The 22,742-nt window shown below is 41.9% G+C and carries 17 protein-coding genes; 5 read left to right on the forward strand and 12 right to left on the reverse strand.

The window, feature by feature from the left end:
- Positions 1 to 16: 16 nt before the first annotated feature.
- Together M5U24_RS14550 and M5U24_RS14555 are read right to left on the reverse strand one after the other, a co-directional pair.
- Complete coding sequence (locus tag M5U24_RS14550; protein ID WP_157820402.1) at positions 17 to 469, reverse strand: response regulator; 453 nt, start codon at positions 467 to 469, stop codon at positions 17 to 19.
- Positions 470 to 911: 442 nt separating this feature from the next.
- On the reverse strand, positions 912 to 1,112 hold the full coding sequence (locus tag M5U24_RS14555; protein ID WP_099324406.1) for a cold-shock protein: 201 nt from the start codon (positions 1,110 to 1,112) through the stop codon (positions 912 to 914).
- A gap of 448 nt (positions 1,113 to 1,560) precedes the next feature.
- Here M5U24_RS14555 and M5U24_RS14560 point away from each other — a divergent pair, with 448 nt between their 5' ends.
- Positions 1,561 to 1,797, forward strand: a complete 237-nt coding sequence (locus M5U24_RS14560) for a helix-turn-helix domain-containing protein (protein ID WP_099324405.1) — start codon at positions 1,561 to 1,563, stop codon at positions 1,795 to 1,797.
- Between the two features lie 132 nt (positions 1,798 to 1,929).
- On the opposite strand, the gene tsaE is transcribed toward M5U24_RS14560, so the two are convergent.
- A complete protein-coding gene (tsaE, locus tag M5U24_RS14565) occupies positions 1,930 to 2,469 on the reverse strand; it encodes a tRNA (adenosine(37)-N6)-threonylcarbamoyltransferase complex ATPase subunit type 1 TsaE (RefSeq protein WP_230405751.1) in 540 nt (179 codons plus the stop codon).
- Positions 2,470 to 2,553: 84 nt separating this feature from the next.
- Positions 2,554 to 3,474: a thiamine-phosphate kinase gene (gene thiL, locus M5U24_RS14570; protein WP_157820401.1), complete on the reverse strand. Its 921-nt coding sequence runs from the start codon at positions 3,472 to 3,474 to the stop codon at positions 2,554 to 2,556.
- A 662-nt stretch (positions 3,475 to 4,136) separates the two neighbouring features.
- On the opposite strand from thiL, the gene M5U24_RS14575 reads away from it, so the two are divergent.
- A complete protein-coding gene (locus tag M5U24_RS14575; protein WP_099324403.1) occupies positions 4,137 to 5,039 on the forward strand; it encodes a flagellin in 903 nt (300 codons plus the stop codon).
- Between the two features lie 123 nt (positions 5,040 to 5,162).
- On the opposite strand, the gene M5U24_RS14580 is transcribed toward M5U24_RS14575, so the two are convergent.
- A complete protein-coding gene (locus M5U24_RS14580; protein WP_099326984.1) occupies positions 5,163 to 5,345 on the reverse strand; it encodes a hypothetical protein in 183 nt (60 codons plus the stop codon).
- Positions 5,346 to 5,598: 253 nt separating this feature from the next.
- A complete protein-coding gene (mfd, locus tag M5U24_RS14585; RefSeq protein WP_164994649.1) occupies positions 5,599 to 8,877 on the reverse strand; it encodes a transcription-repair coupling factor in 3,279 nt (1,092 codons plus the stop codon).
- A gap of 327 nt (positions 8,878 to 9,204) precedes the next feature.
- Between mfd and M5U24_RS14590 the strand changes: the two genes are divergently transcribed.
- The 3 genes from M5U24_RS14590 to M5U24_RS14600 are packed head-to-tail and all read left to right on the forward strand — an operon-like array spanning position 9,205 to position 13,241.
- A complete protein-coding gene (locus M5U24_RS14590) occupies positions 9,205 to 10,623 on the forward strand; it encodes an FAD binding domain-containing protein (protein WP_298202804.1) in 1,419 nt (472 codons plus the stop codon).
- A complete protein-coding gene (locus M5U24_RS14595; protein WP_099324400.1) occupies positions 10,610 to 12,892 on the forward strand; it encodes a molybdopterin cofactor-binding domain-containing protein in 2,283 nt (760 codons plus the stop codon). Before M5U24_RS14590 ends, M5U24_RS14595 begins: the two co-directional genes overlap by 14 nt.
- Before the next feature lie 25 nt (positions 12,893 to 12,917).
- Positions 12,918 to 13,241, forward strand: coding sequence for a hypothetical protein (locus M5U24_RS14600; protein WP_099324399.1), 324 nt, complete (start codon positions 12,918 to 12,920; stop codon positions 13,239 to 13,241).
- A gap of 141 nt (positions 13,242 to 13,382) precedes the next feature.
- Here the strand turns inward: M5U24_RS14600 and fetB are convergent, their stop codons facing one another.
- The 6 genes from fetB to M5U24_RS14630 form a co-directional block, all read right to left on the reverse strand.
- Positions 13,383 to 14,189, reverse strand: a complete 807-nt coding sequence (fetB, locus tag M5U24_RS14605; RefSeq protein ID WP_164994652.1) for an iron export ABC transporter permease subunit FetB — start codon at positions 14,187 to 14,189, stop codon at positions 13,383 to 13,385.
- The gene (locus M5U24_RS14610) at positions 14,186 to 14,938 is read right to left on the reverse strand and encodes an energy-coupling factor ABC transporter ATP-binding protein (protein ID WP_099324397.1); all 753 of its coding nucleotides are present in this window, start codon (positions 14,936 to 14,938) and stop codon (positions 14,186 to 14,188) included. Before M5U24_RS14610 ends, fetB begins: the two co-directional genes overlap by 4 nt.
- Before the next feature lie 590 nt (positions 14,939 to 15,528).
- Positions 15,529 to 16,356 (reverse strand): transposase, encoded by an 828-nt coding sequence (locus M5U24_RS14615; RefSeq protein ID WP_298202806.1) that lies wholly within the window; start codon positions 16,354 to 16,356, stop codon positions 15,529 to 15,531.
- A 13-nt stretch (positions 16,357 to 16,369) separates the two neighbouring features.
- Positions 16,370 to 16,546 (reverse strand): hypothetical protein, encoded by a 177-nt coding sequence (locus tag M5U24_RS14620; protein WP_298202808.1) that lies wholly within the window; start codon positions 16,544 to 16,546, stop codon positions 16,370 to 16,372.
- 386 nt (positions 16,547 to 16,932) lie between these two features.
- Positions 16,933 to 19,125, reverse strand: coding sequence for an IS4 family transposase (locus M5U24_RS14625; protein ID WP_298202809.1), 2,193 nt, complete (start codon positions 19,123 to 19,125; stop codon positions 16,933 to 16,935).
- Between the two features lie 401 nt (positions 19,126 to 19,526).
- Complete coding sequence (locus M5U24_RS14630) at positions 19,527 to 22,262, reverse strand: Glu/Leu/Phe/Val dehydrogenase dimerization domain-containing protein (protein ID WP_172953475.1); 2,736 nt, start codon at positions 22,260 to 22,262, stop codon at positions 19,527 to 19,529.
- Positions 22,263 to 22,742 lie beyond the last annotated feature (480 nt).

A 22,742-nucleotide genomic window follows, 5' to 3' on the forward strand; every position in this document is an offset into this window, starting at 1 on the left:
GGAACTCTATGTGTCTCTATGCGCACAATTTCTCAGTCTTTCTTTTCCTGTTAAGACGGGTCCTTTCGTGTACGCTCAATTTTTCACCAATCTTGAAATTGCATGCAACCTCTTTGTTTTCGTTGGGCAACGTTTTTATTTTCTCTTTCAGTTCAAAAAACCATGAAGGGCGTGAAGTAATTACATTCGCATGCCACGGGTGAAAATTCTTTCCGTAAAAGTTGTTATCCGTGCGCAGTATGATAGGGATGTTTTTATGCTGAATTAATATATTACCTATAACATCAACGATATCTATATCACTTATATTAACATTCATTATGACAATATCCGGCCAGTAATCATTTACTTTTTTAATCGCCGTTTTGCCGTCATTTGCCGTAATGACATTATAGCCTTCGTTTGATAATTTTTGTTTACAGAGAATACGCTGTTGTTCGTTATTTTCCAAAACCATTATTGTTTTCATAGATTTGTTCCTTTCATAATAAACTGGATGATTCCTTATATTTTCTCCATAGTTATAGTTAACGGATTTCACACAAGCAATCCTCAAAAACCGGGTATGCTGTCAAAGGGAAAAAGACAGACGCGTCTGCACAAAAAAACCAATAAAAGAATATAAAAAATATGCAGTGTACTTGTGTGTCATACAGAACAATGAGCCTTAAAAATTTGTTCCAGCACATTCATTTTTTGAAATGGTTTTTGGCGTGTATATTGACAAACGCCGATATTTTGCAACGGTTTTTCCTTCTTTTTTTTACAAAAAAAACCCCATTATCCTATTACGGATAATGGGGCTGTGTGTTGTAATTATAACAGTATTTATTGCGTCTACTCCATTTTTTATATATCAACTATCATACAATCGTTTATATTTAAAACATTAGAGTGGGCTTTTCACATATTTATACTTTTACAACATTTGTGGCCTTTTGGCCTTTTTGGTCTGAAATGACATCAAACTCAACCTTATCTCCTTCAGCAAGAGTTCTGAAACCCTCTGACTTGATGGACGTCTGATGAACAAATACATCAGTTCCGTTTTCCTGAGAAATAAAGCCGAAACCTTTTGAATCATTAAACCACTTTACTGTTCCGTTCGCCATAATAAATCACCCCCTTTCGTTTGGTAAAAAAATTTGGCTACTAATAAAAAAAGGCCACAAGGTTTTCATCCTTGCAGCCTTAACATTACAACGAAACACATCACAACTTTGTATAATATTACTGTTCAAGTCAACCGACTTAAGAAGTATATACGCAATTTTCCTTTATAACAAGAAAAATATAAAATATTTTGAAAATAAAATTCTTAAGCGCTGCCAACCGATCCCTAACTGCACTATCCCATCAGCAAGCCATGCCATTCCTGAAGCCACGGAATTGTTACAAACGGCAAACAATTGATAAACGCAATAATATTACTAATAACAACTTTTTGGAGTAATCGTCTTCAAAAAAACGTTGACTGTTTATTTCAAAAGGATATAATGGTGAACATGCATTCACCTGTTAATATCTTTTTTATAATCATAAGCGTAAGGAGGTTTCACCATGTGGTATACCACTACACAAACAGCACAGAGAATAGGCATCGACAGAAAGACACTGATGCGTTATCTGAAGGAAGGGAGAATAAAAGGCTACCGGATCGGAGGACGGACAAAGTTTATGGAAGGCGATATCCATGAATATCTCGAGGGAAACCGGATAAATAATGGATATCCCTCATGTAATAACAAGGAGAAAAGATCTGGTATTTCCACGAAACGTATCAGGCAGGCAGTATAAGGAAATTCGTTGATTATACCGCCTGTGCGGCAGGCATAGAACTCGGCAGGGTTAAAGTATCTTACAAAAAAAGAGAAAAACACTCTCGCTTTGTTCTGCAATTGCGGTCACTTTGCATTACTACGAATCCGGTCAATCGCACCAATCGCGTAATAATTGTATTATTTGATCGTAACGTTTGCCGTAAGCGCATGCTTTTATGTTCCTTCGTTCTTCAGAAACATGTGTTAATGTTATTTTCAAATATTCTTCAGGAAGGCTGTCGGGTACGTTGTCTGCCCATTCTATTATTGTCACGCCATTTCCAAAGATCATTTCATCACTGCCTATATCCAATAATTCCTGTGACCCTGATAGTCTGTAGGCGTCTATATGATAAACAGGAATGCGGCCATTATATTTGTGCGCCAGAGAAAAGGTGGGACTTTTTACATTTCTGCTATCCTTGACGTCAAGTCCTGTAACTATTCCTTTTACCATGGTAGTTTTTCCAGTGCCCAGGTCGCCAATCAAGGCAACGACATGCCCATTTGTTAATAATGTGCCTAATGCTTTACCAAATTTTATTGTTTCCTCTGCATTTTTGCTGGTGAAAATTATTTCATGCCCTTTTTTCGCCAATGTTCCTGCACCATCCATAATTCTTTTTGGTTTTTTGAAAATGCTCAGCAAAATGAAAGTTACTCTCTACAATCTACAGTCGGTAGATTGCAGATTGAGGACTGTTTTTACACTTCCGGCTATGCCAGCTTAGGTTTAACAATGTTTATAACCTTTAGGTCGTATCCGGCGCAATTTACCCTTCCCGTCCCTCAGCCAAAGTCCTTTATCTTCAACAATTTCTCCTATACAACTTATCTCCAGGCCATGAAATAAATCTGACGTCAATACCTTTTCCGCCTGTGTTTTTGACAATACCGCCAACAGTTCATAATCTTCCCCATCGGAGAAGGCGTGATGAATCGGGGTTTTCCCCGTTTTTTTCGATATTTTTAATGCGTCGTCAGACACGGGGATTTTATCTTCAAACAAAACAGCTCCCACCCCGCTTTCTTCCAATATATGATTCAAATCCGCAGTCAATCCGTCGCTGATATCTATCATGGCATGGACAGTAAAATTTTTGTTCAACGCAATGCCTTCATCTAATCGTGGTTCAAAAAACATATGTTTGCCCAATAAAGAACCGCCAAGTCTTCCCGTCACTAAAATTTTATCTCCTGCTTTTGCACCGGAACGATATACAGGCATTAATCCCTCATTCTTTCCCAGCAAGGTAACATTAATACAAAAAGGGCCTTCTCCGCTAATGATATCTCCTCCGACAATATCGATATCATATTTATCTGCTATTTCCCATATGCCGGCATATAACCTTTTTGCAAAACTGTTTTTTGTTCCGTGTGGAAAACAGAGAGAAATTACCGCAACGGATGGTTTGCAGCCCATAGACGCTATGTCGCTAATGCTGCAGGCAATTGCCTTCCTTCCTACTTCGGACGCATTATATTTATTTAGGTCAAAATGTGTGCCTTCTACCAACATGTCCGTGGTTATGAGGCATAAGGTATTTTTGCCAGTATTAATGACCGCACAGTCATCTCCAATGCCGCATACAACGGCATTTGATTTTTTCTTTCTGTTTCTTATCCACTTGATTAAAGGAAATTCGTCCATTTGAAATAGTACAGATATTCTCTCAAAAATCCTGAACTGGCATAGCAGGAAACAAACAAACAAGCAAGAAAACAGTCTACAACTCTTCAATCTGCCGACTGCAAAAGTGACCATTAAATATTTTGCCAAAAAAATGCAAAGAAATTTCTACTAATCCTAACATTCTACGTCTACGGCGGCGGGTTATTAGCGAAAGAATATCACACTTCGGAGGTAAGGCAAGAAATTTTTTTGACATTTACACTGCAAACCATTTTTCACTGTTCGCAAAATAATATTGCAGCTATTCAATATGTTTCATCACTGTTTTTTACAAAAAAAACATCATTGCTTATCAAAAACAAAAAACGAACAAAGCCGGTTTTATGGATAAATAACACAAGAAATACTTTCCCAATTGATCGGAAAAATTTTCAACAAATCTTTCGGTTGTTGAATAATTAAACCCTTTAATAATCGCGTATAAAATAATAAATAATCATCTTATTGTATTGTAAATGCGGCAGATACGCCTTGTTACCGCGGTGTAAATATTCAGTGGCATACGCATTGCTATTCTTTGTTTACAAGGTTTTTGCTATAGCAACAAAAATGAGTAACATGTTTCGTTTTTACTGTTAGAAAGGAATTAATTACATGTTTTTTTGGAAAGGAGTCCGGTTATGAGTAGGATAAACACAAATATTAATGCGTTGAATGCGTTACGGTCGTTAAATGACATTAATTCGAAATTGTCGGTTTCGCAATTAAGGCTTGCGACGGGCAAAAGAATTAATAATGCCGCCGATGACGCTGCGGGTTTTACGATTGCCAAAAAATTCAATGCCCGTTCACAAGGGCTTGGCCAGGCCCTTGCAAACATAGGTTCTGCCAAGAATCTTATGGCGGTTGCGGAAGGCCATCTGAATAATATCCTTGATATTTTGACACAGATGAAAACAAAGGCAACGCAGGCGGCAGACGATTCGTTAGGGAGTGCAGAACGTAACGCTATTCAGTCGGAACTCAAAGCATTGGCAACGCAAATCGATCTTGAAGTTACCCAGGCTACATGGAATTCCCAGTCAATATTTGGTACAGGAAATTCTGCTACAGGTTCAGGAGCGGCAAGTAGCGTGCAGTTTAAATTCCAGATTGGCGCAGGGGCAAGCAGCACCAATGACGTGTTGAAGTTTGACTTGTTAGCAAAAGACAATGTAAGCTTTGATGACAGCAATACAAACTATAAGGCTGATGGATTGCGGGTAAGTGTTGCTACGGCGGGCAGGGCGGTTACTTCTTCGGCATCCGCGCAGGCATTGATGAGCAATATAGATACCGCCATTGCGGATGTATCAGAAGGATTGAGTTACATTGGTGCAGTAGTTAACAGGCTGACCTATCAGGAAACCAGTTTAACTGTAGCGAGGACGAATACTGAGGCGGCCAGGAGCAGGATTGAAGATGCGGACATGGCATACGAACAGTTAGAGTCAACAAAGTTTCAAATATTACAACAGACTGCAAGCGCTATGCTGGCGCAGGCAAATGCAGGGCCTCAAAGCATAATGCAGTTATTTCAATAAGTAGCATTGATGCAGACAGAGAGCCAGATTAATCAAAAAGGGTTCACAGGAAATGACTCGCTTCCTGTGAACCCTTTTTTTGAACTATTTACTGCATAGGTCGTTTTTTTCCCCCGTCCACTTTTACGTTGTTTGTTTCCGGTAAACGTTCATTCCGATCTTTTCTTCACGGTCGGGGATGGTAACATTTCCCTCCGTTGATGCAACAATAATGTTCTTTCCGGACGAAGAAAGTCCAAATTCTTTTGACAGGTCTATCTTTATGGTGAGTATGTTTCCTTCTACAGATAATTCCACGTTTTTCATTAAAAAACCTCTCTTTCTATAAAAATTTATAAACGGTTTAAGGGATATTTGGTTGGAAAATGCCACCTATGCCTTTCTTGCCACATACAAAATCGTTACATATCCTACACTTTCATCCCACTATGTCAAGTAGTATAACAGAATCCTGTGCTATGATAAGATTTTTCTCTCAAGGCGTCTCTTTCGTTTTCCAAACAGCGAATAACTACCTATGCATACAAATGATCAGAAATTAACTATACGTTGTGAAAAATCATGAATACCTGGCAGTATCGGTATCAGTCAAAGATTTTTTTAAATAATGCACCAAATCTTCGGGATGCATCCTATCTTTTAACAGCCTTAGATGCAATGTGTCATTATTAATTACCCGTATATTTTTCTTCAACTTAGAAAGGCAAATCTCCGCCTTTTTTAAATCATTTACCTGGATGATGAGGGTGTTGTTTACCCGGACTATAGAACGGATTTTCGAATCCCTTGCAATGATTCTTAGCTCACTCTCGGAAAGCAGGTTTTTTACTGATTGAGGCGCATTCCCAAACCGGTCAATCATTTCTTTCCTGATCTCGTCAATTTCTTTGAAGGTATTGGAACGATTCAACCTTCGGTAAATATCCATTTTCAAACTATATTCCGGGATATATTCGTCAGGGAGAAAGGATTCCAGATTTAATTTCAATGAGACATCGGGAGGTTCGCTGACGGGTTCATTACGTGCCTTGCATACGGCTATCTCCAGCAAACGGCAATACATCTCATAACCTACTGCCGCTATGTGGCCGTGCTGTTCCACCCCCAGGATATTTCCCGCCCCTCTGATTTCGAGATCCCGCATAGCTATTTTAAATCCGGCGCCCAGTTCCGCAAATTCTTCAATCGCCTTCACCCTTTTTTCAGCTTCAGGGGTTACCGGACGATCAATGGGTAAAACAATATACGCATATGCATGATGTTTGTATCTTCCCACCCTGCCACGCAATTGATGCAAATCGGCAAGGCCAAAGGAGTCTGCGCAGTTAATAAAGATGGTATTCACATTTGGTATATCCAGCCCGGACTCTATTATTGTGGTAGAAACAAGAATATCCGCCTTATGATCTACAAAATCTTTCATTCTCTGTGCTAAAAGCTTTTCATCCATCATTTGTCCGTGAACGACTAAAATTCTCGCCTCCGGCACTATAGTGGATAGGGTGTGCGCGATGCGCTCGATATTATACACCCTGTTATGGACGAAATATACCTGCCCGTTTCTGTTCATTTCGAGCAATATGGCTTGCCTGATGCGTTGAGGGTCAAATCGCATGATTTGTGTCCTAATGGACTGCCTTCCCAGCGGCGGGGTATTTAGCGAAGAAATGTCCTTAATTCCCATCAGAGACATATGAAGCGTTCTTGGTATGGGCGTGGCCGTCAGAGTCAGCATATCAACCACCTGCCGCATCTTCTTAAACCGTTCTTTGTGGGCAACGCCAAACCGCTGTTCTTCATCAATAATAACAAGCCCAAGGTCTTTAAAGACAACATCCTTTTGCAACAGCCGGTGAGTGCCGATGAGGATATCAATCTTTCCTGCCAGCGTTTTCTCCAAAATATCCTTTTGTTCCTTATGAGATTTCAACCGGCTCAAGACTTCAATTTCTACCGGATAGTCCGCCATGCGCTCAGAAAACGTAGTGTAATGCTGCTGCGCCAGAATTGTGGTGGGCACCAGAACCGCCGCCTGTTTGCCATACATTGCTGCTTTAAATGCCGCCCGAATGGCAAGCTCTGTTTTTCCATAACCGACGTCTCCGCAAATAAGACGGTCCATCGGTCTCTTTGATTGCATGTCAGACTTTATTGTCTCCAAAACCTGTAATTGATCAGGCGTTTCTTCGTATATAAACGCTGATTCAAAGTCCCTTTGCCATTTCGTATCCGGAGGGTAGGTAATGCCCTCCTTCGCGTTTCTCGACGCCTGAATATGCAATAAATCGCTTGCAATGTCCGCAACGGCATGTTCTGCACGCTTTTTGCGCATCTCCCACGATTTAGAATGAATCTTATCCAATTTTGCCTTATGGCCGGAAGCGCCAATGTACTTTTGAACAAGTTCGATCTTTGTTGCAGGTACATATATTTTTGTTCCCTCATCGTATTCCAGAACAAGATATTCCCTCTTACAGCCATCATCCTCAATAATCTCAATACCCAAAAAACGCCCTATGCCGTGGGTGACGTGTACTATATAGTCCCCTTTCTTCAGGTCAAGAAACGAGTCGATTGCCCGGGTTTGCACCACCTTTTTAACCTCGTGGTGCTGTTTGTAACGATGGAAGATTTCATGGTTTGCAAGGATGGCTATATTGATATCGGCAAATCGGAATCCCTGGCTTATATATCCGCGTCGAAGCTCAAACCTCTGCAAGCCTTCGGGCAAGCCGCTTGTTATTTCCCGAAAACGTTGTTCTTCCGCGGGATTTATGCAAAAAACGATTGTTTTATCATGCGCTTCGGTAATCTTTTTAAATTCCGCCACAATATCCTGTATCTGTCGTGGGAATTCATCTATCGCCTTAACCTGAAAAGCATACGCATTGTTCTCCGTGGTAAACGGCAATTTTGACAAAGTAATTTTCGTAAAGGTCTTTAATTGCTTAAAAATCTCTTCCTCTGTGAAGAGTGCTTCCTTGTAGTCGGTTATTTCCAGCATCTGTCTTAATTTACTTTCAATCCTTGTTGGTTCCTTCAGGATAATGGTAGTTTCTCCGCTAAGGTAATCAAGAAGCGATGTTTTTTGTATTTCCCCCTGCATGGGATGAAGGCCATACATTTTATGAACGAATAATATCTGGCAACTGTTTATCTGTGCCACCGATTGCTGGGTTTCCACATTAAAACTACGAACAGATTCAATTTCATCTCCAAAATATTCAATGCGGCAAGGTATTTCCGTTGCGAAGGGAAATATATCAATAATACCCCCACGAATTGCGTATTCACCCTGATTTTCCACCTGACTGGTCTCTTGATAATGATGGGAATGCAGCAGGCCAATAAGGTTCTCCATCGGATATTCCTGGCCTTTTTGAAAAGAAACGATATTATCGCCGATGGTTTTTTTTGAAGGGACTGGCTGTATAAGCGCCTGAATCGAAGAAACTATTACATCCGTTTGGTGTGAGGCGTCTTTGTTTTTCCGGCATAATTGATTTAAAATGAACAGCCGCTGCGCCATGATATCCTCATACGCATCTGATTCATTATTAAAGATATCTTCAACCGCCGGAAACAGCGTCACGGGAAGATTTGAAAACGTCTTCAAATCTTCCCAATCTTCCCGTGCATCTTCAGCGTCTGGCACGACTAAAAGGATCTTTGGCGTCAACCCTTTTGTATAAAAATGTTCATTGGCAACCGCCGCGGCAAACAAATTCGCAGAGGAGCCCCAGAGGCCGTTGACACAACAACCCTTCCCGGAAGAAAGTTGACGAATAATTTCCTTGTATTGTTTATGCTTTCGCAGCAGTTGTATAGATTCTTTCATGTGCAATATCCAATGGGTTTTCTACAAAAAGAAAAGAAACAGGGGACATGACGTCTCAGTTTATCACATTGCAGCCGCATTTGTAAATACAACGTAGGGTATGAATGTGTAATTAAAACAGAGAGTCGCCGCATAGCCACCACCAAAAAAAAGAAATTTTTACAAGGTAATAGTTTAATGCCTTTTTACTTGTATATTAATGCCTTAATAGGGAAAATAAGTCCTGGGTGCGGCATTTTCTGAGAAAAGATTTTAAAGAGTATGCCGTAAAAAGTAATGATAATGGTAATATTCCGGGAAATATAAAAATGAATTGGCAATTATACTATGGTTCAGGAAATACGTTTTCTGCTTAATGAGAAAGAGTTGCATACCGCCGAATCTTCAGGCATAGCAGTACTTGATTACCTTCGCATAAATCAGCGGCTGACGGGTACAAAGGAAGGATGCCGCGAAGGTGATTGCGGGGCATGCACTGTGCTCGTCGGTGAATTAATAAATAACAGGGTTTTTTATAAGTCTGCAAATTCCTGTTTAATGCCGTTGGAAGAATTACACGGAAAACATCTGGTAACAATCGAAGGGTTAAACATGGATAACCTTTCACCCATACAACAGGCGGTTGTGGATAAAGGGGCGACGCAATGTGGTTTTTGCACCCCGGGGATTATTGTTTCTCTTACCGGATATGCTATGGAATGTGCCAGTCATCTGACAAAAGATGGCTTTAAGAAAATGCTTGGGGGACACCTTTGCCGCTGCACAGGATACCGGTCTTTAAAGCAAAGTTTTGGCATGATAAAAGAACACATTGATACCGCAACCGGCGTAAAAACACTTGTTGAAAAGGGAATTATTCCTGACTATTTCAAGGATATTCCCATACGATTAAACAGCATTTCCGGGAAACAATATAAGAAGGCCGCCTCCACCCCCGGATTTTTCATCTCCGGAGGCACTGATTTATATGTGCAAAAGGGCGACATTTTGCCAGACTCATTGATTAGCCTGCTCAACGCACATTCGGAAATGAAGCATATCGTTTGCGAAAACGGACTCCTTCGTATAGGCGCTCTTACCACATTTGAGGCATTTTCTAATCACCCGGAAGTAATGAAGGCCATTCCCGGTATTCAGGAATATATCTCCCTTGTTGCTTCCACGCAAATCAGAAACAGGGCAACCGTGGGAGGGAATATTGTGAATGCTTCTCCAATTGCCGATGTAACGATACTATTGCTTGCAATGGAATCAACATTGATTCTTAAGCAGGGCAGCGATACGCGTTCATTACCGATTTCCTCTTTTTACAAAGGATACAAAAAACTTGATAAAGCGCCGTCAGAGATTTTGTCAGAAATAGTATTCCCTGTTCCCGCCCCCGGAACAAAAATAAATTGGGAGAAGGTTTCAAAAAGGAAATATTTGGATGTAGCCTCGGTAAACAGCGCAATAAAGGTAAAGGAAGACGGCGGTGTCATAAGAGACATACACATTACCATGGGCGGAGTCGCAGAAATCCCCCTTTTTTTGAAGAACACATGCGATTATCTTCGAGGAAAAGAGATTACGAAAAATACGATAGAAGGCGCATTCCCAATACTGCAGCATGAAATATCGCCAATAAGCGATATACGGGGAAGCTCTTGTTATAAGAGGCTGCTTGCCCGCCAATTGATAATAGCACACTTTACAAAACTCTTCCCTGGCACAATCAAAGTGAAGGATTTTTATGAATCGCATTGATGCAGCAGCCCATACGCGCGGAGAATCCCTTTTTTTGGATGATATGCCCCTGCCGTCAGGCATGCTTTACGCATCGGTATTTTCCTCTCCGGTTATGCATGGAAATATTATCCGCCTCCAATTGCAGGAAGCACGTTTAGCAAAAGGGGTTGTTGCCGTTCTCTCTTCAAAAGATATTCCGGGAATAAATCAAATTGGTTCGATTATTCAGGACGAAGAACTTCTGGCGCAAAGCAAGGTGAATTACATAGGACAACCGGTGGCAGTTGTTGTGGCGGAAAGTCAGCGAGCCGCAAGAAATGCAGCAAAAATAATTTTGGCGGAAATAGAGGAGTTGTCTGCCGTTGCCGATCCAAAAGAGGCATTTGAAAAAGGATACATTATTGACACGCCGAGGACGTTTACCCTTGGAGATGTTGATTCTCTGTGGCAAAAATGCGATCTCGTGGCAGAAGGCTCCTGCGATACGGGCGGGCAGGAACATGTTTATCTGGAAACGCAGAGAGCGAGAGCGGTCCCGCTGGAAGGAAACAATATACGTATCTATTCTTCAACGCAAAGCCCGTCCGCAGTGCAGCATCATGCGGCAAAGGTACTGGGACTGTCCAGTCATAATGTGGAGGTGGAGGTAAAACGTATCGGCGGCGGTTTCGGCGGTAAGGAAGACCAGGCTACGCCATGGGCCTGCATGGCGGCGCTTGCTGCATGGATTACACAAAGGCCTGTGGAGCTGGTTTTGCAGAGAGGTGAAGACATGAAGATGACCGGCAAACGGCATCCGTATAAATCCGATTTTAAAATGGGTGTGACAAAAGATGGGGTCATACTCAGTTACGAGGTGAAACATTATCAAAACTCCGGCGCCGTTGCAGACTTATCTACGGCTGTTTTGGAGAGAACAATGTTTCACAGCACGAATTGCTATTATATACCCAACGTCAGGATATTCGGCGTGTGCTGCAAGACAAATCTCCCGCCAAATACTGCCTTCAGGGGATTCGGGGCGCCGCAGGGAATGTTCGCAATTGAAAGCGCAATCACAAAGGTGGCAGAAAAGCTCAATATGCCGCGAGAGGAAATACAGGCTAAAAATCTGTTAGCAGCAAACAATGCCTTTCCCTACGGACAAATAACTGAGGATTGCAGCATCAGAACCGTTTGGGAAAAAGTTGAGACGAGATACACTCTTCAGAAGATTAGAAAACGGATGCTCTCCTTTAATAAATCCCACTTTGAAACAAAAAAAGGGATCGCCGTAATGCCCATTTGTTTTGGCATATCATTTACTACGACTTACATGAATCAGGCAAGCGCTTTGGTGCATGTATTTACCGATGGAAGTGTGAGCGTTTCTACCGGCGGAGTAGAAATGGGGCAGGGGCTAACTACCAACATCACGGCAATTGCCGCAAAAGCATTGGGAATAAACCACAACCGCATAAAAGTAGAAGCCACGAATACTACCCGCATTGCAAATATGTCTCCCAGCGCTGCAAGCGCTACAACCCTTCTTAACGGAAATGCCTTGTTATTGGCGGTCAATCAGATTATTGACAGATTAAAATCCCTTTTAGCTAAGGAACTTTCCATTTCCGACAAAGAAAAGATTTCAATTGCAAACGAAAAGGTTCTTTGTGATGCGCATGATACAGGCTGGACGTGGGATCGATTAATTCACACTGCACATCAAAAACGTATAAACCTTTCAGCGCATGGATTCTTTGCAACGCCAAAAATATGGTTTGACAAAATGAAAGAAAAGGGCAGCCCGTTTGCATATCATGTGTACGGGGCAGCGGTTATAGAGGTGACACTGGACTGCCTGCGGGGGGTGTATACCATTGATTCGGTAAAAATTGTGCATGACTTAGGCAGGCCTCTTAATGAAACAGTTGACCGCGCGCAGATCGAGGGAGGGCTGGCGCAGGGTTTGGGGTGGATGGCGTTGGAAGACCTGCGTTTTAATGACAAAGGACAGTTGCTTTCACGTGACCTTGCCACGTATAAAGTTCCGGATGCTTATTTTATGCCGGATGACATAGAGATTGAATTTTTGGCAAATGAAGAGAGCTTGCCCGGCCCTTACGGAAGCAAGGCAGTAGGAGAGCCGCCTTTTATGTATGGAATAGGCGTGTTCTTTGCTCTTCGGGACGCAATGCGCGCATTCATGCCTGGAAATGATTTTGACTTTGCCACACCATTGACCCCGGAGCGGGTACTATTGCAGTTATACCCGGAATACGTCAAACGGATATCATGCAAATGCTGACAATTTTTGAATAAAAGGAGTCTCCATGAAAATTGAGGAAACACGCATTTCACTCATCAACCAGCTTGTTGGACTGGTGAATAAATACTGCGCTAAACTGAAGATCGAAGACGATGTTCAAACGTTGTTTTTTTATTACAAAAAAAACTGGCTTTCGGGGTCTGATCGCAAACTGTACATATACTCTCCCTCTTCAGAGGGCAAGTCTTCGGGCCTTTTTGGCAACGGTATCAGGGAAGACATCAGGATTGTAGTATTGAGCGAGGAATATTTTGAGTGTGCGCAAAAGGTGGCGGAAGAGTACGAAATGGTAAGCCAGAAAACCGCAACGATAGTTCGTGCATTTTAAAAGTGTCTTAGTACTTATCAGTAATTTCTTTGCACACTTCCATTCGTCAGTGCGTGCTTTTTGGCAAAATATTTAATTGTCCCTTCTGCAGTCGGCAATCTACAGTCTACAGTAGGCAAATTGCAGATTGAGGACTACTGTTTATTTTTTTCGTTTCCCTGGGTTGACTAATTCATACCGTATTTGATGATACGGGGTGAAAAATTTCTTGTCCAGCAGCGAGACAAATACCCACGAGGTGAGCGCTACCGTTGCCGCAATGCTAAGGATAATTATTATCTGATACTTGACTGCCGTAACAGGGCTGGAGCCTGCGATTATTTGTCCCGTCATCATCCCTGGCAGGTGAACGATTCCCATAACCATCATGCTGTTTAACGATGGGATTAATGAAGCGCTGAGCGCCTGCTGACGGGATTTCCGGGAAGCCATTTTTGATTCATAACCAAGAGAAAGCAACATTTCTATTTCCGGCACTCTGATTTCTAATTCGCTTTTATAGCGTTCTCCCGCCAATGCGGCGCCATTCATTCCATTGGCAATAATCATACCGGCTACAGGTATTAAATATTGCGGGTCGTACCAGACAGGAATCCTGACCACCAGCAAAAAAATAAATAGCAGCGAAAATGCCGAAGCCAGTGATACCGAGATTAATGCGCAGCAATACATTCCTTTCACGGGGTTTTTAAGCCATTTAATCACGGTTTGTGATGCGACAAAGATCATAACAAGAAGAATGGGCATTACAACGTACCATTGTTTATAATCAAATATTAATTTTATGAAAAACCCTACGAGGATTAACTGTATTACGGCGCGAAAGCTTCCGATGAGTATTGTTTTTTCCAACCGTAACGATTCATAAAGAGAGATGCCGATAAGCAGGATTACAAATACGCTGCAGAAACTAAGCTGCGACCAGGGAATATCGATAGCATTATTCATAGTTCTTCCTTTGCAAATGCCAGTTCAGGGCGTTCAATTTCCTTCACCCTTCCGTTTTCAAGCACCAGAAAACGGTTTCCCAGTCTTTTCGCGAAATCGAGCTGATGTGTTACCACAAGCATGGAAATGGCGTTTTCCCGAATGATTTGTTTCAGGCTGTGGATGAGTATGCGGGAATTTTCTTCGTCCAGTGCGGTAGTGGGTTCGTCGAGCAAAAGAACTGACGGACGGTTGATTAATGTTCTTGCCAGCGCTATTCTTTGTTTTTCTCCAACAGATAGTTCATGGGAAGGCCGCTGTAGAAACGATTCGTTAAGCCCTGTCAGATGGAGCATGGCAATGATTTGATTTTTCATGTCATGGGGAAGTTCATTTTTACGAAAAGGCAGCAACAGGTTGCTTTCCACGGTGCCTTCGAGGAGGCATGGGATTTGGGATAGATATGCTATCTCTTTTCGTAATACGAGTGGTGAAATGGTGTGAATATCTGTACCCTTGTATAAGATTGTGCCGTCCGACGCTTCCAATAATCGATTGCCAAGCTTTAACAGTGTTGATTTCCCGTATCCGGATTGGCCGAGAATGACAACAATCTCTTTTTCCCATGCTGTAAGAGATAATTTATGGAGAATGTTTTCGCCATGGTTATATCCGAAGTATACGTTACGGAATTCGAGAAACGGATGTTTGTTGTACATTGTTTTACCGAAGTTATTTGCGAATGCCTGTGTTTTTTTATAACTATTCATTGTAATATATTAAACTACCGAAGCACAACTCGTTCTCAAACCTTGTACTGAACATAGTGAAGTAGCTGTTTGGGAACGTAATGGTACTGAAAACTACATTCGCGGGTTCACTCATTAGAAGGCTTTTGTCAAGGACAAAATATCTCCGGTCGCAAAAATATCTACATTTTCACGTTTTGAATACCCCTCCAAGTACGGAATCGCTCTTACTGCTGTTTACGAAAATGACTATACCGTTCACGTTTATCTACGCCCGTGGTATTTCGCAATTGTTTTGGTATCGTTCTCATCCGCACCATTCACCCATCGGGATCAAGGCTTTGTGAAAGACTTTCTCACCGCCCCTGACTTATCTTCTGTCCCAGAAAACCATCGGTTCCATACCAGTGTCCAATCGTTATTCACAGAATATTCGGCTCTACGGCCAAAACCTCACGGCTCATGGTATGGGCAGATCAGAATGGAATATTCTTTTTCGCCGATTCCTTTACCGGCACAACTCATAATAAAAGGTGGAACAACTTCCAATCAGGTTTCATGGATTGGTTACCTAACCCGCAACCGGTTCCTTGCACCACCTAATCTGCTTGCTACCCAAACATTTTTTTCTCGTCGTAGTTTACTTGCTCCTTTATTATGTAATAACATGCCCTGGCCAGCTTATTGCTCAAGGCTTTCGTTGCCAGAACTACATGGCTCTTTGACGCCTTCCTCTGATGCCATTTCCTTCCCTTTTCGCAAAATCTTACGTGAAAATGCGCTGCCTCCACATACGCCCACGCAAGGTATTTATTCCCGTTCTTACGGTTTCCTTTCCCTTTGCTCTTACCATTCGATAATTTTTTTGCCGATACGCATCTGCAATAAGATGAATACATCCCCACATCACTAAATCGCTCTATGTTCCCAGTCTCCAGCATTATCGTCATTGCCAGGATTTCGCCTATCCCAGGCACCTTGAGCAATTTCTTATACGGCTTCTTTAGCTTCACCTCCTTTAATACCGCTTTCTCTATCTTGTATATCTGCTTATTTAATACCTCTATTACCTCGTGATCGCACTGTGCTGACATGGTCAAATGCACGTCGCTGAACATCCCCATTACCTCTTCGTTACTCAGCTTCTTTATCGTATCACCGCTTATCGGTACTCCTTTGTTACGGTTTACCATCGTTTGCATACTCAATATATGCGCTGTCCTTTGTTGTACCAACATCATCCGCTTCCTCAGTAAATCCCTCACTGACCGCGTCTCTTTGGGATAAATATATCCCTCTGGTAATATCTTTAACCGTAACATCTTTGCCAACCAAAACGAATCCCTCGTGTCGTCAATGTACTTTAATCCCTCATACTGCTGCATTGCCGATGTATTTGCCAGGTGTACCTGATAGCCTGCCTCCATCAGACCATCCACTATCCAGTACCAGTTAAAGGTCGATTCTACTACTATACCCTTTATTTCTTTTTTTGTATGGCTCTAATACGCGCTTTATTTCATTGATGTCATTACGGTTTCTCCTCTTGAATACCTTCCGATCCTCCTCATCGAGTATTCCAATATAATTATTATCACCATGTAAATCTATTCCTACGAAATATCCCATTGCTCGCTCCCTCCTTACTTTGTTATTATTTAACAATCGCCTTTCACGGTATCCTCCATTTTACCATGAAGAGTGCGCTCGGAGGTGCCTTCTATATGATTATCAGGTTTGCAAACCTGAACCAAACATTTTATACTTTCAATCCCGCATTCTATTGGCAGAACAAATGAAAAATAAATTCCGGATTCCAAACAGGGATTTTGTGATTTGGGCATTGGAATTTTACTGCAGTATATAGCTCCATTATCCGTATAAACTCATGGGTTCAGGTTGCAAACCAATGTCATTAAGTTAAGCAAACGGCCGCAAAAGTCCCCCTTAATAAAGCTAATCTTTACCCACAAATTTCAAGAGCACCGTAGTTGTACGGCCAATTGAGCTGAAGGCTAAGTGGTGTAAAGTTCGTAAGCAACTTCAATATCAGCCAAACGTGACATGCCTCGCCAAAGTACTTCACTTCCGGGATGGCCATCACCACGGCGACCCAGATGACCGCCAAGTTTACCTAAAAGCCGCACGGCATCATTGAGGCTTGGAGGTAAATCAGGAGGCTCCTTGACCTTGTTCGCAAAAGTTGTCAATGCTTTCCATTCAGAATCGCTGAAGTAGACAGTACAAGGGACATCAGGTGTTTCTTGTCCTAAAGTAGTCAGGTAATGGATACGCCAAGCTATAATCATATCAATGGCCAAAGCGTTGCATAGACGACGAGCACTCTCCAACTGCCGGGCCTCGACACGACAACCGCTCTTGATAATACGATGATAACACTCAATACCCCATCGGCGAGCATACCATTCCAAACGTTCGTAAGCATCTTTTTCTTGCTTAACCGCAACTGTGGTTAACAGCATCCATTCTAACCCATCAATTCCGATAGGCGGATTGACTTCCTGCGCCAGCACCGCCCACACCCTGACCGCAGGCATATTCTTTTTTAGCATAGGTGGGCGTAGCGTAACAGGCATCGCCGGTTGCTGTTCCAGTTTAGTCCACAAAAACTCGCATGATTCTTTATCATCAACAACCTTTCTATTGCGCGAACGTTCTGCACGGATCAGCAACTGAGCGCCATCAGGCGTATTATACTGCTCAGCGAATACCTCGTGAATATCGGCCTCACGATCTGCCACAACCACCAGCAAAGATTTGTTTCGACAGCGTTTCTGTACTTGCGATACTGCATGGTAACTCTCCACCCATTTCCAGCTTTCCTTCTCTTCGATAGGCTTCTTGTGTCGTTCATGTTTGCTGCCTATTCCGTCCCGCGCCCAGCATTGCACATTCAGAAGTCCCAAGGGTGTACCACTTTCAGTAAACGCCATCGTATCATGCACCATCAGTCCACGAACTTTTTCACTCTTAGTACCTATCGGCCCTAACCCCTGCGTATTCGGATGTGTGCTATAATTCAGAGTCGTAGTATCTTGCGCTACCAAAACCAAACTATTCTCCTTCACACGCTCTTCCGTGGCCTCATAATGAGCTTGCAATATCGCCTTCCAATCTACATTCTCATTGTCAAGGAATCGGTATGCAGCCTTAGTCGCACTGACTGAGCCGCACGCCTGCGGAATGTTTGCCAAAGGTTTGTCATAAAACATACCTGTCATTTCTAAAAGTCTTGAGGTCAATCGTGCATCGCCCAATTTTGTTCCTCCAAGTTCCGCTTCTATCCAATCCCGAGGCTCTTTTTGTGCCACTCTTTGGCGAACATGTACTTTGCCATCGGCACAACAACACAACACCGCCTGCCATTTCTTTTGCAACGGCATAACATAAACGTCTTTGACCGTTGCACCTGTTCCTTTTCGTCCTCGACCTTCCGTGCCTCCTACATACTTCCAGTTAGCTGCCCGATAACAGCTTCCGGAAAACCGTCCTCGTTCCACATAGGTTTCTAAAAGTACAGGACGATATTTATACACTCTTTCCCAATCATCTACCAAACGTGTTTGGCATTTTGCCAATACATGCGATGCCAAACATTTTACTCTTACCGTAGGCGCTATTAAATACCGACTGTTATTGATAACAAACGTATGATTCCGCTTACGTGCTTCCTCCGTCCATCCTATCCACTCGTCGCGACTTTCCACCCGTCTGGCACAGGCACTATAACTTAGCCCTCCTATCCATCCGTAATATTCACTGCGTACAAGATACCGAAGTTGCGCCCCGCATAGGGGCCCACTTCCAAGATAATGATGCGCTTCTAACATGCTACGCCAAAGTTTCGAATGGAATCTCGTTGTAACCCGTATAATCTCTACGTCACCCAACTCCGCTAGCTCGCATGACACTTCCGCAATCGGAGGCGCCTCCGCAGGTTTATTGACTTTTTGAAATGCATAATGCCTGTTCACCTTTGGAAGATTGATCTCTTTACGACGATCCAATTCCAACAACGCCTTGCGACAACTCATCTCTTGCAAACGGCCCGCTTGATTCCGCCAGTCCATCCATTCGCATACCAGACGCGACAGTTTACGACGCGATAGGCACGGTTCCTTTTGGATAGTTTCTGATAAACGCTTTATTACATCATCTGAAAATATTCGACCTCCTACTCTAAGCATGTACACAGTGTAACATACGGTTAACACGGTGTCCAGCAAAAAATATGGGTCATCCCCAGTTTATTAAGGGGGGAAAAGGGGGGTTGTTTTTGATCAAATAATTCATAGCACCTTAGTTATTTGAAAAATCCAAGGGGACATAAAAAACAATGTAGCCCCTTTAGGGGCGGTCTGTTTGTAGCGCAATAAAATTCAACAGGTAAATAGCTACGTAGGAACGGCCTGTATATGATTGACAGGAAGACAGGCCGCTCCTACGTAGCTTATCGGTAATACGTTTTTTTTAAAATCAAAGTGTTACAATAATTCTTAACTTAATGACATTGGTTTACAAACCTGAACCCGCCGGTAGTCGTGTAATGTTTACGCTTAATAGTTACTGTTTTTTTTGCAGTTTTTGTTTACTGCAAATGAAAAAGGCTTACGAGCCTTTCCTTTCCGTTATATTTTACTTTAACACTATTACTATCAAAAAACTTCATTTCTTCAATTTCATCAGCCGTAATTCCCTCTAATTTATTTTGCAGTATGTTTTTGATTTGGTCTTCCCTGTCTCCTAATTTTACCTTTTCTTCCGGGGACAGGTTTTGGGAGGAAATAATATCTTCAAGGATCAGGCGGTCTAAATCTTTCCCTTTTCTTGCCCTTTTTATAAATTCCAGTTCCCGCTCCCCCATTTGCAATGGTATCTGATTTATGATGTCCTGGACTTCTTCAATTACGGTTTCCACCGTGCTGATAAATTCCACTTCGCCGAAGAGGTCTTTTAGTGTGCTTTTTAAATAATCGTAATGCGTGCAGGCAAGACACAGGTGAGAAATAGTATTTTTTTTTATAAATTCTTTTAAATTTACATAGATGAGGTCTCTTGCTGTTTTGTAAAATTCCTTTTGTTTTTCTTCCGTATCAAAGCTTTTTTTGTATAACATTTCCGATAAGACCGCCAGTAATGGGGTTGGCTTTGCCAACACATGGTATCCTGCTTCTCTGATACGTTTTTCATAAATGCCGCTTTTTATTGTTCCTACCGTGCCAATAATGCCAATCCTTGCGTCTTTTGGCAGCGCGTTTATTTTTAATAATGTTTTCTTTACAGGGCCAATAAATTGCATGTGTGGAAAACGGATACGTAATTTTTTATGATTAACCATGGTATCCACCGTATTGCAGGCAAAGCAGACGATGACGTCTCTGGGAATGATCCCCAGCCAGATGAATACTGTTTTAAGAAAGTACGGAGTATTATAAATAAACCGGTAGAAAAACCCGTTTGATTGATGCATGGTTTTGCAGCGTTCGTTTATTTCATGAACTGCCCGAAAGGTGATGTCATTTATTTCCTCCTTTGATTTTTGTCCGAACGGGAAATTCGCCTTGTCGGTAAAAAGCAGCAGTTTTATATTTCCCACGGGCAGTATCCTGTTAAGTTTTTCCGTTACAATAATCCCGCCCTGTCCGGAATCAAAGATGCCTATTATTAAGGGTTTCTTGTCTTTCATTTTCTTTTGCGGTGCATTTTTTGCCTCCATGGTGCTGGTGATTCTTTTGATAGCCGCCACATCGCCTGCGACCGATAAATCAATGGAGTGTTTTTCCACCAGGTTTTTGAATACATTATTTTTTAAAACGTTTTCGATTCTCGATATAATATCTTTAAAGACGTATTCTTTTTCCCAGTAGTCATTCTGGGCATTTTGTATTTTTTCAAGGTAAGATGCGATAATTCCTCCGGATTTTACAATGGAATCTCTGGCAACAATCTTCCCTTTTTTTATCAGTATGTGATACCCTTCCTGGGAGATGCCTGCATTTGCAGCAGAAATAACATAACGGGCCTGAATGCTTTCAGCATTATGGTCGTGTATCTGGTTTTCTATGGCAGCCAGAAAAACGATGTCAACCTTTTCATTCAGTAGTTGATAGGGTTCGGCATAAACACTTGCTCCCCGGAAGCCATAAATGCCGCCGCATGTTTCTTTATGCCTGATTAACGCATCTACGTCTATCCCCTCATAATTATACACCGCCACTAATTTCTTTTCTCTCCGTTCATATTCGCTTACCGCAACTACTTTTGCTCCTTTTCGTGAAAAGAACTGTGACGCGTTTAACCCGATGTTGTCAAAACCGTGAATAACAACCGTCTTTTCCGCCAAATAATTCTTTCTTTCCCTTCCAATCCGTACTTTTAAATAGTCTTTTGGATCTTCATTGTGCCAAACCAGAATATTCGTGATTTCCACCGCAGCAAATGCTGTGGCTTCTCCTCTGCCTGCTAATCCGCCGTGAGTTTTAAACGTAACGGCGCCCAATTCCGGGACGCTTCTTTTTGCTTCCGCCGGTATTTTTATTTCCTTTGCAAACGCCGCTGCTGTTTTTAAATAAGGCAAATCTACTGTCCATACAATCTCAGCATCCCTGATGCTTTTTAATTTTTCCAAAAGCCCTTTTTCTCTGATTTTTTCCATCTCAGTTAATGCCCTGAAATGGCCATCTGCAATAGAATCCATCATTGCGCCATCGGTGCCTATGTCCGGGCCGGGGGAATATGCATCATACCCCATAATCCCTTCTTTTGTAAGTAAGTAACCTACTTCCCTGACCAATCTCCTTTTTTCATTATTTGTCAGGTCAATGGATTTAAGAAATAGTTCTCCCCTGTCATATTCCGGTTTGCCAAGAAAAATTCCGCACATTCCTCCACCAAGCGGGAGGGAATATAGAGCAAGTTTTAACGTGGTTACAATGGAAAGGGCTTCAATTCCCTCAGAGACCCATTCAAAACAAAATTCACGTATTTCATCAAGAGATGTCTTTTGTTTCCGTAATTGGTCAAAAAGTTCAAAAAAGCCATCCCCAAGAATATGGGGCGGGATTAACAAGATACCACCTTTAGGCGGGCCAAGGGCAAGATTGTGGAAAACTACCGTTATTCGCAGAACTAATTTTACGCCGCCATCAGTGTAGAATTCCAAAGGTATTTTCCAGACATGCTCAGGCGTCTTAAGAACGGGAAATAATTTATGGCAATTCTTGTAAAAAACGGGATCTTTTTCCCTAATGACTTCAATCGCTTCGTCAAGCCGGTTGTGAACGTTTTTTAAAAGCGGATTTTTAATTTTTCTGTTTCTAAACAAAAGGGACGAATTCATGGGTATATGTGCCGGACATTGAAAATTTGTTTTATTTGCAGGAATAAGGAATGTATTGATTGTTTTAGTTAACTAAATATTTCAATACTTCTCAAGATATTTCCTTTTTCTGATAAAGTTAACAAAAAAAACAAGGGGGAGGTATTTTAAAGTCCAGAACCTAAATGCAGAACCCTGATCCGGGGGAATTGTAAAACTGTAGGGGCGAAGCATTTGCCCGTTTTTCGATCTCGTTCCCAAGCTGGACAGACTTGGAACGAGCGCTTTTGCTTTTTTAAAAAACTAAACTGCTGACTGCTGACTGCTGACTGCTGACCAATGACTAATGACCAACGACTTCCATACGGGAAATGAAAATTTTATTGTAATCACATTTTACTATCTGATATAAAATATGTCCTTCATTTCTTCAATTATTTAAAACCGGAAAACACATCATTGTCAAAATAAATAAACTATTTTTTT

Origin of the sequence: Candidatus Kuenenia sp. (genome assembly GCF_027493735.1) — a bacterium.
GTDB lineage: Bacteria > Planctomycetota > Brocadiia > Brocadiales > Brocadiaceae > Kuenenia > Kuenenia stuttgartiensis_A.

Excerpts from the sequence above, each read along its gene's own strand:
- M5U24_RS14550 (WP_157820402.1), bottom strand. The coding sequence starts at position 469 with ATGAAAACAATAATGGTTTTGGAAAATAACGAACAACAGCGTATTCTC.
- M5U24_RS14555 (WP_099324406.1), bottom strand. The coding sequence starts at position 1,112 with ATGGCGAACGGAACAGTAAAGTGGTTTAATGATTCAAAAGGTTTCGGC.
- M5U24_RS14560 (WP_099324405.1), top strand. The coding sequence starts at position 1,561 with ATGTGGTATACCACTACACAAACAGCACAGAGAATAGGCATCGACAGA.
- thiL (WP_157820401.1), bottom strand. The coding sequence starts at position 3,474 with ATGGACGAATTTCCTTTAATCAAGTGGATAAGAAACAGAAAGAAAAAA.
- M5U24_RS14575 (WP_099324403.1), top strand. The coding sequence starts at position 4,137 with ATGAGTAGGATAAACACAAATATTAATGCGTTGAATGCGTTACGGTCG.
- M5U24_RS14580 (WP_099326984.1), bottom strand. The coding sequence starts at position 5,345 with ATGAAAAACGTGGAATTATCTGTAGAAGGAAACATACTCACCATAAAG.
- mfd (WP_164994649.1), bottom strand. The coding sequence starts at position 8,877 with ATGAAAGAATCTATACAACTGCTGCGAAAGCATAAACAATACAAGGAA.
- M5U24_RS14590 (WP_298202804.1), top strand. The coding sequence starts at position 9,205 with ATGGTTCAGGAAATACGTTTTCTGCTTAATGAGAAAGAGTTGCATACC.
- M5U24_RS14595 (WP_099324400.1), top strand. The coding sequence starts at position 10,610 with ATGAATCGCATTGATGCAGCAGCCCATACGCGCGGAGAATCCCTTTTT.
- M5U24_RS14600 (WP_099324399.1), top strand. The coding sequence starts at position 12,918 with ATGAAAATTGAGGAAACACGCATTTCACTCATCAACCAGCTTGTTGGA.
- fetB (WP_164994652.1), bottom strand. The coding sequence starts at position 14,189 with ATGAATAATGCTATCGATATTCCCTGGTCGCAGCTTAGTTTCTGCAGC.
- M5U24_RS14610 (WP_099324397.1), bottom strand. The coding sequence starts at position 14,938 with ATGAATAGTTATAAAAAAACACAGGCATTCGCAAATAACTTCGGTAAA.
- M5U24_RS14620 (WP_298202808.1), bottom strand. The coding sequence starts at position 16,546 with ATGGGATATTTCGTAGGAATAGATTTACATGGTGATAATAATTATATT.
- M5U24_RS14625 (WP_298202809.1), bottom strand. The coding sequence starts at position 19,125 with ATGCTTAGAGTAGGAGGTCGAATATTTTCAGATGATGTAATAAAGCGT.